At 68.0% G+C, this 15,906-nt stretch carries 15 protein-coding genes; 9 read left to right on the top strand and 6 right to left on the bottom strand.

What is annotated here, in order from left to right; genetic code table 11:
* Nucleotides 1-41: 41 nt before the first annotated feature.
* The 3 genes from K4L06_RS03110 to K4L06_RS03100 form a co-directional block, all read right to left on the bottom strand.
* Nucleotides 42-2,150 (bottom strand): NHL repeat-containing protein, encoded by a 2,109-nt coding sequence (locus K4L06_RS03110; RefSeq protein WP_221670002.1) that lies wholly within the window; start codon nt 2,148-2,150, stop codon nt 42-44.
* Between the two features lie 260 nt (nt 2,151-2,410).
* Nucleotides 2,411-3,310, bottom strand: a complete 900-nt coding sequence (gene bla / locus K4L06_RS03105) for a class A beta-lactamase (RefSeq protein ID WP_221670001.1) — start codon at nt 3,308-3,310, stop codon at nt 2,411-2,413.
* Between the two features lie 126 nt (nt 3,311-3,436).
* Nucleotides 3,437-3,778: a helix-turn-helix domain-containing protein gene (locus K4L06_RS03100; RefSeq protein WP_221670000.1), complete on the bottom strand. Its 342-nt coding sequence runs from the start codon at nt 3,776-3,778 to the stop codon at nt 3,437-3,439.
* 122 nt (nt 3,779-3,900) lie between these two features.
* On the opposite strand from K4L06_RS03100, the gene K4L06_RS03095 reads away from it, so the two are divergent.
* The 8 genes from K4L06_RS03095 to K4L06_RS03060 all read left to right on the top strand — a co-directional run bounded on the left by K4L06_RS03095 (nt 3,901) and on the right by K4L06_RS03060 (nt 13,293).
* Nucleotides 3,901-4,461 (top strand): GFA family protein, encoded by a 561-nt coding sequence (locus K4L06_RS03095; RefSeq protein WP_221669999.1) that lies wholly within the window; start codon nt 3,901-3,903, stop codon nt 4,459-4,461.
* A gap of 499 nt (nt 4,462-4,960) precedes the next feature.
* Complete coding sequence (locus tag K4L06_RS03090) at nt 4,961-6,619, top strand: M28 family metallopeptidase (protein WP_255595486.1); 1,659 nt, start codon at nt 4,961-4,963, stop codon at nt 6,617-6,619.
* Nucleotides 6,620-7,029: 410 nt separating this feature from the next.
* Complete coding sequence (locus K4L06_RS03085; protein WP_221669997.1) at nt 7,030-7,530, top strand: hypothetical protein; 501 nt, start codon at nt 7,030-7,032, stop codon at nt 7,528-7,530.
* A 247-nt stretch (nt 7,531-7,777) separates the two neighbouring features.
* Entirely contained in the window at nt 7,778-8,353 is a 576-nt protein-coding gene (locus tag K4L06_RS03080) for a lysozyme inhibitor LprI family protein (protein ID WP_221669996.1), read from the top strand.
* Complete coding sequence (locus tag K4L06_RS03075) at nt 8,343-9,875, top strand: XVIPCD domain-containing protein (RefSeq protein ID WP_221669995.1); 1,533 nt, start codon at nt 8,343-8,345, stop codon at nt 9,873-9,875. The genes K4L06_RS03080 and K4L06_RS03075 overlap by 11 nt, the downstream gene beginning before the upstream one ends.
* 228 nt (nt 9,876-10,103) lie before the next feature.
* On the top strand, nt 10,104-11,105 hold the full coding sequence (locus K4L06_RS03070; RefSeq protein ID WP_221669994.1) for a hypothetical protein: 1,002 nt from the start codon (nt 10,104-10,106) through the stop codon (nt 11,103-11,105).
* 148 nt (nt 11,106-11,253) lie between these two features.
* Entirely contained in the window at nt 11,254-12,168 is a 915-nt protein-coding gene (locus tag K4L06_RS03065) for a LysR family transcriptional regulator (RefSeq protein ID WP_221669993.1), read from the top strand.
* A 144-nt stretch (nt 12,169-12,312) separates the two neighbouring features.
* Nucleotides 12,313-13,293 carry a cyclase family protein gene (locus K4L06_RS03060; protein ID WP_221669992.1) on the top strand — a complete coding sequence of 327 codons (981 nt, stop codon included), beginning with the start codon at nt 12,313-12,315 and terminating at the stop codon, nt 13,291-13,293.
* Between the two features lie 27 nt (nt 13,294-13,320).
* On the opposite strand, the gene K4L06_RS03055 is transcribed toward K4L06_RS03060, so the two are convergent.
* The 3 genes from K4L06_RS03055 to K4L06_RS03045 are packed head-to-tail and all read right to left on the bottom strand — an operon-like array spanning nt 13,321 to nt 14,824.
* Entirely contained in the window at nt 13,321-13,794 is a 474-nt protein-coding gene (locus tag K4L06_RS03055) for an SRPBCC family protein (protein ID WP_221669991.1), read from the bottom strand.
* Nucleotides 13,791-14,138 carry a metalloregulator ArsR/SmtB family transcription factor gene (locus K4L06_RS03050; protein ID WP_221669990.1) on the bottom strand — a complete coding sequence of 116 codons (348 nt, stop codon included), beginning with the start codon at nt 14,136-14,138 and terminating at the stop codon, nt 13,791-13,793. Before K4L06_RS03050 ends, K4L06_RS03055 begins: the two co-directional genes overlap by 4 nt.
* Complete coding sequence (locus K4L06_RS03045) at nt 14,135-14,824, bottom strand: glutathione S-transferase family protein (protein WP_221669989.1); 690 nt, start codon at nt 14,822-14,824, stop codon at nt 14,135-14,137. The genes K4L06_RS03050 and K4L06_RS03045 overlap by 4 nt, the downstream gene beginning before the upstream one ends.
* Nucleotides 14,825-14,990: 166 nt before the next feature.
* Here K4L06_RS03045 and K4L06_RS03040 point away from each other — a divergent pair, with 166 nt between their 5' ends.
* Nucleotides 14,991-15,830, top strand: coding sequence for an ATP-grasp domain-containing protein (locus K4L06_RS03040; protein ID WP_221669988.1), 840 nt, complete (start codon nt 14,991-14,993; stop codon nt 15,828-15,830).
* Nucleotides 15,831-15,906: the final 76 nt, after the last annotated feature.

The following is a 15,906-nucleotide window of genomic DNA, read 5'->3' as shown; positions in this document are numbered from 1 at the left end:
AGGCCGGATGTCCCGGCATAGTCGCCGAGTGCGCGATCCGCCTACTGCACCCGCACCGCCAGATCGCGCCCGGCCGCGGCGACGTTGCCGCTGTAGTCGCGCGCGGTGATCCGCAACAGGTAATCCCCCGCCGGCAGTTCGCTCGGCGAATAGCTGCCCGCGGCCAGGCGGCCGTCGCGCACGGTATTGCTGACCATGTAGCGGAAGCGGGTGATGGCGCTGCCGTGCACGGTGATGCCGCTGTCCGGCGCATAGGCCACCTTGACCGCATCGTCGGCGGCCGGCATGCGGTCGAACTGGATGTTCATGCGCGGGCTCTCGTAGCCCGGCAGCGGTTGCCCGGCCGCACTCAGCCACTGATAGCCGACCGCGTACAGGCCCAGCCGGCGCCGCGGCAGGTTGCGGTCGACCTGATCCCAGGCCTCGACCACGATGTGCACGCCGGGCAGGGCGCGCGACAGCAGCAGGCGGCCGTCCTGGCGTTCGGCCAGCGGCTGTTCGGACGGGTCGAGCAACTGGATGCGCTCGATCCGCGGCGCGTAGCTGTCGGCGTAGTTGACGAAGCCGAGCAGGGCGGCGTTGCGCTCGAAGCCGAACGGCCCGTAGGCCAGGTGCACGTGCGCCATCGGATTGATCGTGCCCAGCGCGTCGCCGGCTTGGAAGCGCGCGCCGCGGCGCACGCGCATGCGCGGCTTCGCGCCGGCGTCGTCGGTCAGGGCCTGGAAGCGCTGCGGGTCCAGCGGCTGGCCCTGGGCGGTGCGGCCGACGCGCATGTGGATATAGCTCAGCGCATCCAGCATCAGGCCTTCGCCGAGTCCGCCATAACCCCAGGCCGCGGCCGGGTTGCCGATCTTGGCGTCGGCGATCGCCAGCACCTCCTGGCCGACGTCGCCGCGGATATCCAGGCCGCCGTGCAGGTGGTGGCGGCTTTCGCCGCGGCCGTCGCCGCGCACTTCGCCGAGCGTGCCGACCACTTCGTGCCAGCCGTTCTGCGGCCGCAGCGGCCAGCGCCCGGCGGTGGCCGGCAAGGGGTTGTCCAGCGACGGGCCGACTTCCAGCGGCAAGGCCGAGGCCGGCGCCGAGGCGGTGGCGACGCGGTGCACGCGATAGCTGGCGGCGTCGTTGACGTACAGGCCGCCGGCGCCGTCCAGCACCAGGCCGGAGGGGCGCGGCAGGCGCTGCGCCTGCTCGCGGCCGCTGATCGGCCGCCATTGCCCGTCGGGCTTGAACTGCAGCACTCGGCCCCAGGTCATTTCGCCGACGTAGAGCAGACCGTCGTGGCTCAGCGCCAGGCTGATCGGACGGTGCGGCGCGCCGCTCTCGCTGTCGGGGCCGGTGCCGGGCAGGGTGGTCACCGTGCCTTGCGCGTCGATGCGGCGGATCGCGTCGTTGCGGGTGTCGGCGACCCAGACCGTGCCGCGCAGGCCGACCGCGAGCGCGGTCGGGGTGTCGAACCGCGCCGTCGCGCCGGCGCCGTCGACGAAGCCCGGGTGCGCGCCGCCGGCCAGGGTGCTGACGTTGCCGTCGGTGCCGATCACGCGAATGCGGTCGTTGTAGGTGTCGGCCACGAAGATGCGGCCGCGCGCGTCGACCGCGACGCCGACCGGTCCGTCGAACTGCGCCTGCGCGCCGGGACCGTCGCGGTAGCCGGCCGCGCCGGTGCCGGCGACGGTGCTGACTGCGCCCTGCGGGGTGATGCGGCGGATCGCGTGATTGCCGGTGTCGGCGACATACAGATTGCCGGCGCGATCGAAGGCCAGGCCGGACGGGGTATGGAACTTCGCCGCCGCGCCGTTGCCGTCGGCGAAGCCTTCGCCGCCGCCGGCGAAGCTGCTGACCTGGCCGTCCGGCGCGATCCGGCGGATGCGGTTGTTGTCGCCGCCGTCGGCGATGTACAGGCTGCCGTCGCTGGCGCGCGCCAGGCCGTAAGGATCGGCGAAGCGCGCCTGCGCCGCGGCGCCGTCGCGCAGCCCGGCGATGCCGTCGCCGGCGATCGATTGCAACTGCCCCTGCCAGCCGAACGGGGTCGGCGCCGGGCCGCGCGGCGCGGCGGGTGCGGACTCGCGCCGTTGCCACTCGTAGACATAGGTCGCGGCCAGGGCCGCCGCGGTCAGGCCGATCGCCAGCCACAGCCAATGGGTTCGGGTCATGCGCGTCCTCATTGCGCGCGCCGCCCAGGCTGGCGGCGCTTTCGCGAATCGGCCGATTCTAGAACGCGCGGTGGCTTCCGTGTCCTGCTCCGGGCTTCTGTAGGAGCGGCGTCAGCCGCGACCGCCGAAGCGGTGTATCGCCATGCCGGCCGCCGAAGCGAGGATCGGTGGGCAGGGCTGGCGGTTCGGCGCTTCGGCGAAGGCGCTGACGTACACCGCTGCGGTGGGTCGCGGCTTGCGCCGCTCCTACAAAGGTCGGCTTACAGCCAGATCTGCGCCAGGGTGCGCGCGACTTCGGCATGCACCTGGTCGCGGCCGGCCGCGTCGATCTTGCCGGCATCGGTCAGGTAGCAAGTCAGCAGCACCGGCTTGCGCGGCGCAGCCGGCCAGATCGCCGCGAGGTCGTTGGCTGTGGTGTTGGCGGTGCCGGTCTTGTCGCCGACCTTGAGCCCGGCGGGCAGGCCCGCGCGCAGGCGCTTGTCGCCGGTCTTGTTGGCCACCAGCCAGGCGGTCAGTTGTTCGCGCGAGGCCGGCTTGAGCGCGTCGCCCAACGCCAGCTTGCGCAGGCTGTCGAGCATCGCATCGGGCGAGGTGGTGTCGCGCTCGTCGCCCGGGCCGACCACGTTGAGCTCGGGCTCGGTCCGGTCCAGGCGCGTGACCGGGTCGCCGATGCCGCGCAGGAAGCGGGTCAGCCCGGCCGGACCGCCGATCAGCGGCAGCAGCAGATTGGCCGCGGCGTTGTCGCTGAGGGTCATGGTCGCCTCGCACAGGGTGGCGACGCTGGCGCCGACGCCGACCAGCGGCCCGGTCACCGGCGAGTGAGCGATGATGTCGCTCTTGGCGATCGGCAGCTTGCGTTGCAGGTCCAGCCTGCCGCGGTCGACCTCGCGCAGCACCGCCGCGGCGAGCAGGAACTTGAAGGTGCTGCACATCGGGAAGCGTTCGCCGCCGCGCCAGGCCAGGCGCTGGCCGTTGCCGGTGTCCAGCGCGGCCACGCCCAGCCGGCCGCCGCTGTCGCGTTCCAGCCGGGTCAGCTGCGCGGTCCAGTGCGCGCCGATCTCCTTGGCCGGCGAGCGCGCCAGCAGGGCGAAGCTGGAGCCGCCGAAACCGGCGGCGAGCAATACGGCGCCGCTGCGTTGCAAAAAGTCGCGTCGATGCATGGAAGTCTCTCCTCGGAGGAGCGGCGATTATCGAAACCGCCGCGCGATCGCCGCAAACGACGATTTCTAAGAGCTGCCGAAAGATTTTCTTGCAGCGCCCGCTGCCGCCGCGTGAGGACGCCGTTGCTACAGGGCCTCGTCGCGTTGCGCCAGGCGCGCCTCGTGCGCTTTGCCCCAGGCCGACATCACCGCGACCGCCTCGTTCAGGCCGATGCCGTACTCGGTCGCCGAATACACCACCTTCTGCACCGCGCCCGGAAACGCCTCGCGCCGGACCAGCAGGTCGGCCTCCATCTCGCGCAACTGCTCGGTCAGCACCTTCTCGCTGATCCCCGGCAGCAGGCGGCGCAGCTCGCCGAAGCGGCGCGGCGCCAGATTGACCTCCCACAGGATCATCGTCTTCCACTTGCCGCCGATCGCATTGAGCGCGGTGGCCAGGCCGCAAGCGTCGCCGGGCAGGCGTTTCATCGCGAAGACTCCTTACGTGCAGGTAAGCGCTTACCGGAAAGTGGCTAATTTACAGGGCGTCGCGGGGAGGGGCACGCTGTGCGGCGCGCGGCGGACCGCCGCGGACGCTCCAGGAGCAGGACATGAACCCGGACCCCGCGAACGAGGTCGATGGCGCTGAGCGTCGCTTCTCCGGCTCGAACGACGCGCGAACCCCTGCGCTCGCCGATAGCGGCGACAGCCGCGGCGCGATCCCGACGAACACCGCATCCGTCGCAGCGCCGGCCGCCACGTCGGCCGATGCCGCCGCAGCGACAGCGCCGGCCCGCGTCGCCGCCTGCGCCTGCGGCGACCTGCGCGTGACCGCGCGCGGCGAACCGCTCAGCGTCTATGCCTGCGCCTGCCTGGAATGCCAGCGCGCCACCGGGTCGGCGTTCTCCTACCGCGCCCGCTACGCCAAGGACCGCATCGCCGTCGACGGCGAGCCGCGCCGCTGGCGCCGCGGCAGCGACGCCGGACGCTGGGTCGAGCATTGCTTCTGCCCACGTTGCGGCAGCCTGGTCTATATGGAAGCCGAAGCCTTGCCCGACGCGGTGGTGATTTCGGTCGGCGCCTTCGCCGACCCCGACTTCGCCGCCCCCGGAGCGCTGCACCGCAGCGCCCGCCGCCACCGCTGGTACGAACTCGGCTGCCGCTTGCTGTGAGTGCCGCGCCCTCGCTCCCACCAGGGCGGCGGCGCTTTCCTGTCCGGGCGACGCGCGTGCTGTTCGTCCTCTCCGGCGGTCGCGGCTCACGCCGCTCCTACAGGGGCCACGACGCTTTTCTGTAGGGGCGGCGTCCCACGGGGATTTCCTCCGGTCATGAGCCGCGACAACCGCAGCGGTGCACGCCAGCGTCGCCGCCGAAGCCTGGTTGCCTGACCCAACGCAGTCTTGGCGGCGGACGTGGTATCCGTCCTCTTCGGTTGTCGCGGCTTGCGCCGCTCCTACACAGGCCGCCCCGCCCGCGTTGTGCACCGGCGCGTCCTCCCATCCTGCCTTCACGCCAAACTACGCAAATCCGCCTTCCGCCCCGGCGCCATGCCCTCTGGCCGATGGACCGGCTCCGGGCGGCTGGCTAGTATCGGCCCGACCACCCGAGGGCCTCCCCATGAAGTTGCCGATCGCCACACCGTTGGCGGTGCTCTGCGCCGCCGCCCTGTCGATGCCCGCTTTCGCCGCCAAGCCGGCCAAGGCGCCCAAGCCGCCGAAGGCGCCGGTGTTCGACACCAAGCGCCTGTCCGAAGAAGTGAAGGTGCTGTCCTCCGACGAGTTCGAAGGCCGCGGCCCCGCCACCGCCGGCGAAACCAAGACCATCGACTACGTCGTCGCCCAACTCAAGGCGGCCGGCGTGCAGCCCGGCGGCGACCTCAAGGACGGCAAGCGCCTGTGGACCCAGGCCGTGCCGCTGCTGCGTTCCAACATCGAGGGCTCGCCCAAGCTGACCCTGACGGTGAAGAAGAAGTCGCGCGCGCTGACCCAGGGCAACGAGATCGCCGTGCGCGCCGCGCTCAACGGCGCCGACAACGTCGCCTTCAAGAACGCGCCGCTGGTGTTCGCCGGCTACGGCGTCAGCGCGCCGGAGCGCGATTGGGACGACTTCAAGGGCGTCGACCTGAAGGGCAAGATCGCGGTCGTGCTGATCAACGACCCGGATTTCGACACCGGCGACGGCGGCTCTGATCAGAATGCATTCGGCGGCAAGGCCATGACCTATTACGGCCGCTGGACCTACAAGTACGAGGAAGCCGCGCGCCGCGGCGCGCTCGGCCTGCTGATCGTGCACGAGACCGAGCCGGCGTCCTACGGCTGGGCCACGGTCAAGAACTCCAATACCAACACCATGTTCGACGTGGTTCGCGACCAGCCCGGCAAGGCCCACCCGAGCATGGAAGGCTGGATCCAGCGCGACCTGGCGGTGAGCCTGTTCAAGAGCGCCGGCCTGGATTTCGAAAAACTGAAGCAGCAGGCCCAGACCCGCGAGTTCAAGCCGGTGACCCTGAAGGGCGTGACCCTGTCGGCCAACTACGCGGTCAAGAGCGAAGTCATCACCTCGCAGAATATCGTCGGCCGCGTCGAAGGCAGCAAGAAGCCCGACGAGACCGTGATCTACAGCGCCCACTGGGACCATCTCGGCGTCGGCGCGCCCGACGCCAAGGGCGACACCATCTATAACGGCGCGGTCGACAACGCCACCGGCACCGCCGCCCTGATCGAGATGGGCCGCGCCTTCGCCAAGGGCAAGAAGCCGCAGCGCTCGGTGGTGTTCCTGGCCGTGACCGCGGAGGAGAAGGGCCTGCTCGGCTCGGAGTACTACTCGTCCAAGCCGCTGTACCCGCTGGCCAAGACCGTCGCGGTGATCAACACCGACGCGCTGTCCCCGACCGGTCCGGCGCGCGACTTCACCACCTCCGGCAGCGCCAAGCAGGAACTGCTGGACGAACTGATCGCCACCGCCCAGCGCTGGAACCTCAACTACGTCACCGATCCCAAGCCCGAGGCCGGCCACTTCTTCCGTTCCGACCATTTCCCGTTCGCCAAGCGCGGCGTGCCGGCGGTGTCGTTCGGCTCGGGCGAGGACAAGGCGGACGGCGGCGTCGACGCCGGCAAGGCCGAGAGCGCGGCCTACGTCAAGGACCGCTACCACCAGCCGGCCGACCAATGGGAAGCCAGCTGGACCTTCACCGGCATGGCCCGCGACCTGCAGATCCTCTACACCCTCGGCAACGACCTGGCCAACTCGCGCCGCTGGCCGAACTGGGCCCAGGACTCGGAGTTCCGCGGGGCGCGGGACGAGACGGCGGGGGAGCGGGCGGGGAAATAGTTGCCGACGCAACGCCGTGAGCGTCCGGTACGGCGTTCGCTTGAGCCGCGGGGCTGGCTCCCCGCGGCTTCTGTCTCGTTAAGGACGGCAACAGCGGCTTGTCGCGAGAACGCTACGCAATGACCATGCAAATGCCAGAGCGCTTGCTCAATCAATGCGAAGCATTGGACTTCACAGGTCTGTACTTGCGTAGGCTGCTTGCGGATGTTCCGGGTTCGAAGCACGGCTGGGTTTGGACTGAAGACTATAAACACCAGGCCAGGGCGACGCCGAATCCAAAAATCATGTGCTCCGCCTTGTGGAAGGGATACCGGTCGGTATATCGAATAGATACTTCCGCGCGCATATCGTTGATCGCATTCGAGTATCCGTCTGATAGCAGGCGATCAAACGATGTCGTGGATGAGCCCATGCGCGATGACGCCTGGCTCGTCTTCAGTGGGAAAGTGCGCGATTCCGTAGTAATGGTTCCGGTAAGAGGCGGCGTAGTGCAGTCTCGTGACCAGTGGCTATTCAAGCTGAGTCGCGACGAATACGTTCTGGGGCGTGACCTGGGGCAGCGAGAGTGGCCGCCCACGTTTCGTAGCGAAGCCGAAACCGCCCTGCGAGATCTGCCCTGCGGCATGGTGGTGCGCGGGGAGGGACTGGTTCTGGCCCACTATTCGGTTTACCTGGATGGGAACGTCGTTGTTTCGTCCCGGTTGGACGTGGATCGGGCACCGGCTAACGGGATTCATGTGCGTTTGCCCTCCGGTGCGCATAGAGTGACTTTGCGGACGCCTTATGGCGGCAGCTCGTATCGTGAGTCTTCCAACACCGTGGAGTTCGAACTTGAACCGGAATCGTCCGTGCAGATTGTGGCCCGGCGAACGATCTCAGGCTTGCACCTGGAAATTCACCCGCAGACTTAGCGTTTGTGTATTTACGCTTCGGCGAACGCAAGTTGATATTGGGTGATTCGCACTCTCCGTAGCGCAACTAAAAGTACGCCTTGCAGCCTGGTCGCGCTTAAGGCAGCCTCATCGCAGCCCCGCACGGCATGGAGGATGTGTGAAACGCAGCCGATTCGTCTGGCCGCTATGGCTGACGCTGGGCCTGGGCGCGTTGTCCGCCTGCGCTCAGCCCCCGGGACGCGAACCCAAGGGCCAGGAGCCCGCCATGGCCGCGAACGACCCGGGCGTCGCCGCTTCGGTGGAGGCCGTCGAAGCGGCCGAACGCATTCGCCAGGCGCAGATGCGCGCCAATCAAGGCGAGTCGCGGATTGGCCAGGCAACGCAGAAGTCCCAGCACTATCAAACGGGCGACGATTGCATGGCGATCGCCGATCTGGATGCACGTGAGGAGTGCTTTGCTCTTTCAGAAGACTACCGGCGATGCGCCGATAGTGATCTGCATTGCGCGCCTTACAAAAAGATGTATGCCTTGCGCGGGCAGCTTGCCAAATTGGAGGCCGATGCCTATGCATTGGCCGACAAGGCATACGGCAATCTGAAGATGTGGGATCAGACCTATTTGGTCGACATGAAAGAAAGTTTCACCAAGTCAAACTCGGCTTGGCGCGTGTATCGCGACAGCCATTGCACGGCCGAGCAGTTCTACGCCGGGACCACGCGCAAGGATATCGGCGACTTGGCTGAGGCATGCCGGGCACAGCTGACGCAAGCGCGGATCGAGGAAATGAAAACGCTACTTCAGGGACTGAAGCCGTTGGAGGATGGAGACCATGAGCGATGAATCGGATCGGTATGTCTATAACCCGCTAGAGCGGGCCACTTTCGAGGCCATTGCGTACAACGCCATAGGCCGCGGAAGCGAGATCAATACGCTGCCGGCCTATCGCTTGAGCCACAGCAGCGCAGGTTCCGGCTGGTCCGTCGGCCTGATGCAATGGGACTTCGGCCAGCCAGGACGACGGGAGAAAGTGCCGGAACTTCTGGCTGGCTATCAGCAGTGGGCGCGCGGCGACGCGTTCACCGCCGCCGAGGTCGCTTCGCTGACCACACGTTTGCAGACGTCGGGACAAGGCGGAAACGCGCTGAGTCGAGACGAGCAGAACAGACTGAACGAGTACCTTCGTTCCGATCCGGGTCGGGAATTTGTAAACGGGTTGGACCGCGAGCAGATAGCCTACAAATGGGACAATGTCGGGCAGCCCCTGTCGCAGATTCCCTGGCTTCAGGAACTCAGCCGCAACGATCCAAGCGAGGCCGCGGAGATCGTGGCGATGGCTTCCAAGCGGTTCAACCAGGGCGAAGTACGCGGACGCGAGCTGATTTCACATCTGCGGCAGAACGAAACGACCTCGCAGCAGCTCAGTGACTGGATCGGAACGCATAGCGCACGAGCGCCGGCCGATCGCGACAGTATCGTGAGCGGCCGAGATGCCGCACTGTCGGCGGTGCAGCTGATGAACTCTCTGGAACTGGGTAGCGGCCCTCTCAGTCGGGCCTGGCGCGAGCAGGTTCATACCCAGGGCAATGTGGGGCTGACTCAGGGTTTCAGCTTCAGGAACGACTCGCAATTGCTCGATGCGATGATGCGCGCCCCAGCCAGCGGAAGGCGAATTTTTGCCCAGTTCGATGAAGGAGCGCCGTACGTTCCAGTTATGATCGACGGTGCGAACGAACTGGCACGGTTGGAAATGGCAAGCGTTCGTGTGGGGCGCGACGGCGTGCTGACGATGAGCAGCACGCGAGACGTGGATTATTTGTTGACGGCCGAGGGTTGGGAGTTGGCCCATCCCCAGCCCGAACGTCGAGCGCCGGACACCTTGGATCACCTAGAGCCTCGCGTATTGCCCCAGGGCCCGCCCGGACGGGGGGCGAACGCCAGCGATGTCGGGTCCGAGGCACTCCCGGTGGTAGGCGCTGACCACCGTGTCATCAAGACCATTCGCGATCGATTGCCGGGCGCTTTTGCCCAACATGGCCCGGTGCCGCCGCCACAGGACTTGGACCGAATCGCTGCCTGCCTGGCAGTCGAGTGCGCGCGCAACGGGCTTGGACGCCCGGACCACATCGTGGTGGGGCACCCGGCGGTCGACGGATCGGGGCGGCATGTGTTCGCAGTCGAGGGCGAGCCGGGTAGCCCGGCGCATTTGCGCGCCGACGTTGCGGGTCAGCAGGCCGCAATTACGCCGGTGTCGGAGTCGATGCAGCGATTGGAAGCCATGCAGGCCCAGCGCGATCGGGAGCAGAGTCTGGCCCAGGCTCAACAGGCTCAGGATAGCCAACGGATCGCAACGCCTCGGGTGTGATCTCAAGCCGGGCATGCCTGCAAACGGTACGCCCTGCGTAGGCAACATCACATTTTCGCAGTGCCGTCATCGCAGATTGCACTCATCGCTTCCCATCCCGAGCCGATTCGTTCCCGGATTGTTCCTGGCCGCGGCCCGCTGGCGCGGCCTAGCGTGATTCCTGCCGGCGGGGCCGGCGCGGCGGGCCGGGAGACGGTCCGGCGTTCTCTCTCTCAAAGGAATCGCGTGATGAACAAGAACGTGTTGGGACTGGCGTTGCTGGCGCTGGCCGCGGCGGCCTCGCCGTCGGCCTTCGCCGAGGATTCGCAGGAGGAAACCCCGCAGGAGGAGCGCGACTACGCCGCAACCCTCGAGCAGATGCCGCCGCGGATCAAGGCCTTCGCCGATCACATGGCCGAGCTGGACCGGCGCTATCCGGACAGCGCCCAGGTCGATCCGGAGAAGTTCCTGACCGAGGAAGGCGAGGGCGTGGCCCTGCGCTACTGCCAGGCGATCGGCTTCGACGGCCCCTGCGTGGTCGAAATCCGCGACGGGCAGGAAGTGTTCGTGCCCTACGTGCCGGCCGCGGCCAAGACGGCGAAGGCGAGTCTGGCGCGCTGGTGGGCCTGGCTGGACCCGCGCCTGTTCTCGATCGGGGTGATCCCGGAGCGGTTGAACTGCCCCTCGCAGTATCCGCTGGTGCAGTTCTATCACGACGACGAGGACCGCCGTAACGCCAACGGCCGCGGCGGCTGGATCGGCGCGACCGTGTCGAACAACAACACCACCTGGCGCTATTGCCGCATCGATTCGCTGCGCGCGCTGTCGTACCGGCCGTTGCCGTACTTCGGCAATCAGTACGACTACTCGGTGCTGAGCCTGGGCGCGCTGTGCCCCTCGGGCGCGCGGCGGGTGATCCGGCTGCAGGAAAACGAGCTGTGGAACAACCAGAACTGGAACTCGGGCGGGATCTTCCCGAGCGCGCAATTCGGAAACTTCACCATGACCTGGTACTGCCACTTCGACGGCGGCGCGCCCTCGTGGCTGGGCCACATGGGCAGCTTCCCCAAGCTCGGCTTCGCCCACGGCGTGCACGCGCCGTCGAACTTCCCCAAGCCCTGGGCGCTGGCGCACGGCTGGGTGCACCAGGACGACGAGGACTGGTTCAACCTCAACCTGTGGCTGGGTTGGCCGGACACGGTCATGAGCGGCGGCGGCAACACCTGGCGCGGGTTGGTCAAGGTCGAGTAAGCCGCTGAAGTCTGCGCCCGTTCCGCGGCCGTCGCCTTGCCCCCAGCGGGACGCGGTCGCGGGACGGGTCGGTCCTGATGTCGACCGCAGATGTTGGCTGGATGGAGCGGGCCGCCGACAATGGCGGCCCGTTTTTTCTTGGTTGCCCATGGACTCCTTCACCCTGATGCGCTCGTTCCGCCGCATCGTCGAACTCGGCGGGCTGGCCAAGGCGGCCGAGGACCTGGGCGTGTCGGCGGCGGGCTTGAGCAAGCAGTTGCGCGCGCTGGAGTCGCATCTGGGCGCGGTGCTGATCCAGCGCACCACGCGGCGGATGGGCCTGACCGAGGTCGGCGAGGCCTACTACCGCGAATGCGTACGGCTGCTGGACGAGCTGGATGCGCTGGAGGCCTCGGTGCGCGGGCAGTCGCAGCAGGTGAGCGGTCGGTTGCGGGTCAATGCGCCGCTGTCGTTCGCGTTGAGCGTGTTGTCGCCGTTGCTGGCGCGGTTCCTGCAGCGCTATCCGCAGCTGCAGCTGGACCTGGTGCTGGAAGACCGCTTGCTGGATGCGGTGGCCGAGGGTTTCGACGTGTCGATCCGGTTGCGCGCGCAGTTGCCGGATTCGTCGCTGATCGCGCGCCGGTTGGGGCAGGCCTGCCAGATGCTGTGCGCGTCGCCGTCGTACCTGGCCGCGCACGGCGTGCCGGCCGATGCGGCGGCGTTGGCGGGGCATGCGTTGTTGCACTACAGCCTGGCCGAGCCGCCGGGCGTGTGGCCGCTGGAAGGTCCGCAGGGGCCGGTGGTGGTGCAGGGCGTGCCGCGCGCGGCGGTCGGCAACAGCCTGGTGCTGCGCGACCTGCTGGAGGCCGGACTCGGCATCGGCGCACTGCCGTCGTTCCTGGCCCGGCCGTCGATGGCGGCGGGCAGGCTGGTGCGAGTGTTGCCGGATCATCGCTTCGCGCCGCGGCAGATCTACGCGGTGTACCCGACCACGCGCCATCTGCAGCCCAAGGTGCGGGCGCTGGTCGAGTTCCTGGCCGCGGAACTGCCGCCGTTGCTGGAACCGCCGCCGGCCGATTGCTGAGCGCGGGCGAAAACTGTCGCAACCGGCGCGCGCTGTTTCGCCGCAGGGGCGGGGCCCATCCTGACGTCGTTCCGGCGCTGCGGTTCGCGGCGCCGGCCCCCACGTCAGCGCCGCCCACGAGGCCGGCGCGTTTCAGGAGCCGAAATGAAATTGCGTACTCTTCTGCCGACCCTGGGCCTGCTGGCCCTGGGCGTCGCCGCTTCCGTCCAGGCCGCCGACCGCGTCGGCACCAGCCCTTGGGGCCCGAACGACGAGATCGGCCGGCTCAACCTGATCACCCCGCAATCGCGCGCGGCGATCCTGTCGCGGGTGCAGGGCGAGCGGGTCTACGACCTGGCCACCGATTACTACATCGGCATGCCGAGCTGGCAGGCCGCGGGCGACCCGCACTACCAGTTCTGGATGACCCACACCCCGCGCGGCACCATCGCCGACGACCCGATGGGCGTGGGCCGGGAAATGAACCACAAGGTCAGCTACACCGGCGCGGCGTTCTCGATGTACAGCCACAGCGGCACCCACATCGACGCGCTCAACCACTTCGGCCTGGACGGCAAGATCTGGAACGGCTTCAGCGCCGACGAGCATCTGGGCGACCGCGGCTGGAAGAAGACCGGGATCGAGAAGTTCCCGCCGCTGATCGCGCGCGGCGTGCTGATCGACGTGGCCGCGGCGCAGGGACTGCCGATGCTGCCGGAGAACTACCGCATCACCCGCCAGGACCTGCAGAACGCGCTGGCCAGGCAGAAGCTGCGCCTGCAGCGCGGCGACGTGGTGCTGATCCGCACCGGCCGCATGCAGCGCTTCGGCGACGCCGCCGGCTACATGGCCAACCCGCCGGGACTGGGCCTGGATGCGGCGAAGTTCCTGGTCGAGGACGGCGGGGCGATGATCGTCGGCGCCGACAACCTGAGCCTGGAGACCTTCCCCTCGGAAGTCGCCGGCGACTACATTCCGGTGCACACCTATATGCTGGCCCAGCACGGCGTGCCGATCATCGAACTGGTCGCGCTGGAGGAACTGTCGCGCGACAAGGTCTACGAGTTCGCCTTCATCGGCGGACCGCTGAAGATCCGCGGCGGCGACGCCGCGCCGCTGCGGCCGATCGCGCTGCCGGTGCGCTGAGCGCCGATGCGGCAGCGGAGCGCGCGCTCAGTGCGCGCGCTCCGGTTCGTGCAGCAGCAGGGCGAGCCGGTCCAGCCCTTCGGCGGTGCCGCGAATGCGGTCTTCGCGGTCGCTATAGCCGTCGAGGAAGGCCACCTGTTCGGTGAAGCGCATGCGCGTGCCGGCGCCACTGGGTTCGAATTCGACCGTGGCCAGCGACACCGACAAGCGTTGCGCGCCGACCTGCATGTGGTAGCCGTAGATGATCCGGCGCTCGGGCACGATGTCGAAGAAGCGGGCCTGGAACAGGTGCTCGACGCCGTCCGGGCGGCGCACCCGATTGAGCTCGTGGCCGCCGGGGCGGAAGTCGAGCTCGTAGCCGACGTTGACCATGTCGTCGTGGCAGACGAACCAGCGTCGCTTGGCCTCCGGCGTGGCCCAGGCGCGGAACGCGCGCGCCGGCGTCGCCGGCAGTTCGCGTTCGATGACGAAGTCGGTGTGGACGGTGGTTACGGCGGTCACGGCGTGTCCTCGTCGGCGGTGTCGAGCAGGTAGCGTTCCAGGGCGTCGAAGCGCGCGTTCCAGCGGGTCTTGCGTTCGCCGACCCAGGCCTCGGCGCGGGCCAGCGCATCGGGGGCGAGGCGGTAGGTGCGCACGCGGCCGCTCTTCTGCGACAGCACGATGCCGCCGGATTCCAGCACCGCCAGGTGCTTGACCACCGAGGGCAGGGCCATCGCCAACGGCTTGGCCAGTTCCGACACCGAGGCCGGACCTTCGCTGAGCCGGTCGATCATGCGCCGGCGGCTGTCGTCGGCCAGGGCATGGAACAGCCGGTCGAGTTGCCGTGCGTCCTCGGCGCGGCTCATGCCGGCGCGTCCTCATGCAGGAACCGCGCCGGCATCGCCTCGCGGTAGGGGAACAGGTCGAAGTAAGGCCGCGCTTCGGCCAGCACGCGCCGCACCGACGGCCGCGCCAGCAGGCGTTCGAAATAGGCGTGCAGGCGCGGATGGTCGGCCGGGAACGGTTCGACGATGCCGGCGTAGAACAGCGCCGGCGTCGCCGCGCAGTCGGCCAGGCCGAACTCCTCGCTGCAGATCCACTCGTGCCGGGCCTGGCGTTCGATCATCGCGTAGGCGGTGGCGAGGGTGGCGCGCGCCTCGGCGACGCCGCGCGGGTCGCGTTCGTGTTCGTCGCGCAGGCGGTCGAGCACGATCTTCTGCATCGGCGTGTGCACGTACAAATCGAAAAAGCGATCCCATAGGCGCACCTCGAGCGCTCGTTCGGGATCGGCCGGCAGCAGCGGCCGCGGGCCGGGGTAGTGCCGCTGCAGGTACTCGATGATGATGCTGGTCTCCGGCACGGTGCGATCGCGCGCCTCGTCGCGCAGCAGCGGCATCTTGCCGACCGGCCACCGCTCGAGGAAATCGGCCTTGGCGCCGGGATCGGCGAGGTCGAGCAGGTGGTTCTCGAACGGCGTGCCCTGCTCGTACAAGGCGATCAGCACCTTGTGGCAGAACGAGGCCAGGGGATGGGAGTGCAGATGCAGGGACATGGCGTGGGCGACCTTATAGTTTCCTCATTGGCTAAGTATTGGCCGGGCCGGGCGGCCGGCGCAAGCATGGTTTCCTGTTCGGCTTAGTTTTCCGACGGGCGGTCGGGATGGGAGAGACGCACCAATGCAGGCAGACTGTTTCGCAAGACACCGGATCGCGTTCGAAATGGACTATGCCTTGCTTGAAGACACGCTCGTGCTGGCTACGCGGCGAGTGGGTATTGCCGTATACGACTTCGATTTCGAACTCCATTTCAAGTGCCGTCACCCGCCGTCCTTCGACGAAGGCACGCCGTGCGTGTTGCGGATCGGTGCCGTCGAAGACTATTCGCGGTGTTACAGCGGCCTGCTGGAACTGGGGCTGCATGCGGTCAATTCGCCGGCCGAGTACGCGCGTGCGAGCGAACTCGAGCACTGGTATCCCCTGCTGTCCGACCTGACGCCGCGAACTCGGGTCTTCGATGCCTTGCCTGGAGTCGAAGAGATCGAAAGCGAGTTCGCCTGGCCGATCTTCCTGAAGGGTTCTCGACAGACCAACCGGCACAACGCCCAGTTGTCGGTGATCCGCGATCGCGAACAATACGCCTGGGTCGCCGAGCGTTACCGGCGGGATCCGGTGCTCTCCTGGCAGCGGCCCGCAGTCCGCGAGTTCGTACCCTTGCAACCGGTTGCCGGTGGGATTGCCGGTAAAGTTCCGGCGTCGATGGAATTCCGTAGTTTCTGGTGGCAGGGGGAGTGCCTGGGGTGGGGGCGGTACTGGTATCAAGCACCTGCGTATACCTGCGGAGATATCGAGGTGGGGCTGGCCTTGGCCGGCGAAGCTGCGCGTCGATTGGCGGTTCCATTCCTCGTGGTGGATATCGCCAAGACCGTCGAGGGACGATGGATCGTGATCGAATGCAACGATGCCCAGGAGTCGGGCTATGCCGCTGCGTCGCCGCAGGCGATCTGGCGCGCACTGTTGGAGCGGATGTGCGAGCCAGCGAGGCTTGCATCCAGGGGCTGAGCGAAGAGAGGACGGCTAGCTTCGCGGCGGGAGATCAGATTGGTATCGAACTGGAAGGCGGCGCCGGATTCCGCCA

It is taken from the genome of Lysobacter sp. BMK333-48F3 (genome assembly GCF_019733395.1).
In the GTDB taxonomy this organism is placed as follows: Bacteria; Pseudomonadota; Gammaproteobacteria; order Xanthomonadales; family Xanthomonadaceae; genus Lysobacter.
The sequence above is the reverse complement of the archived record's forward strand: the minus strand, read 5'-3'. Positions and strand labels throughout refer to the sequence as shown.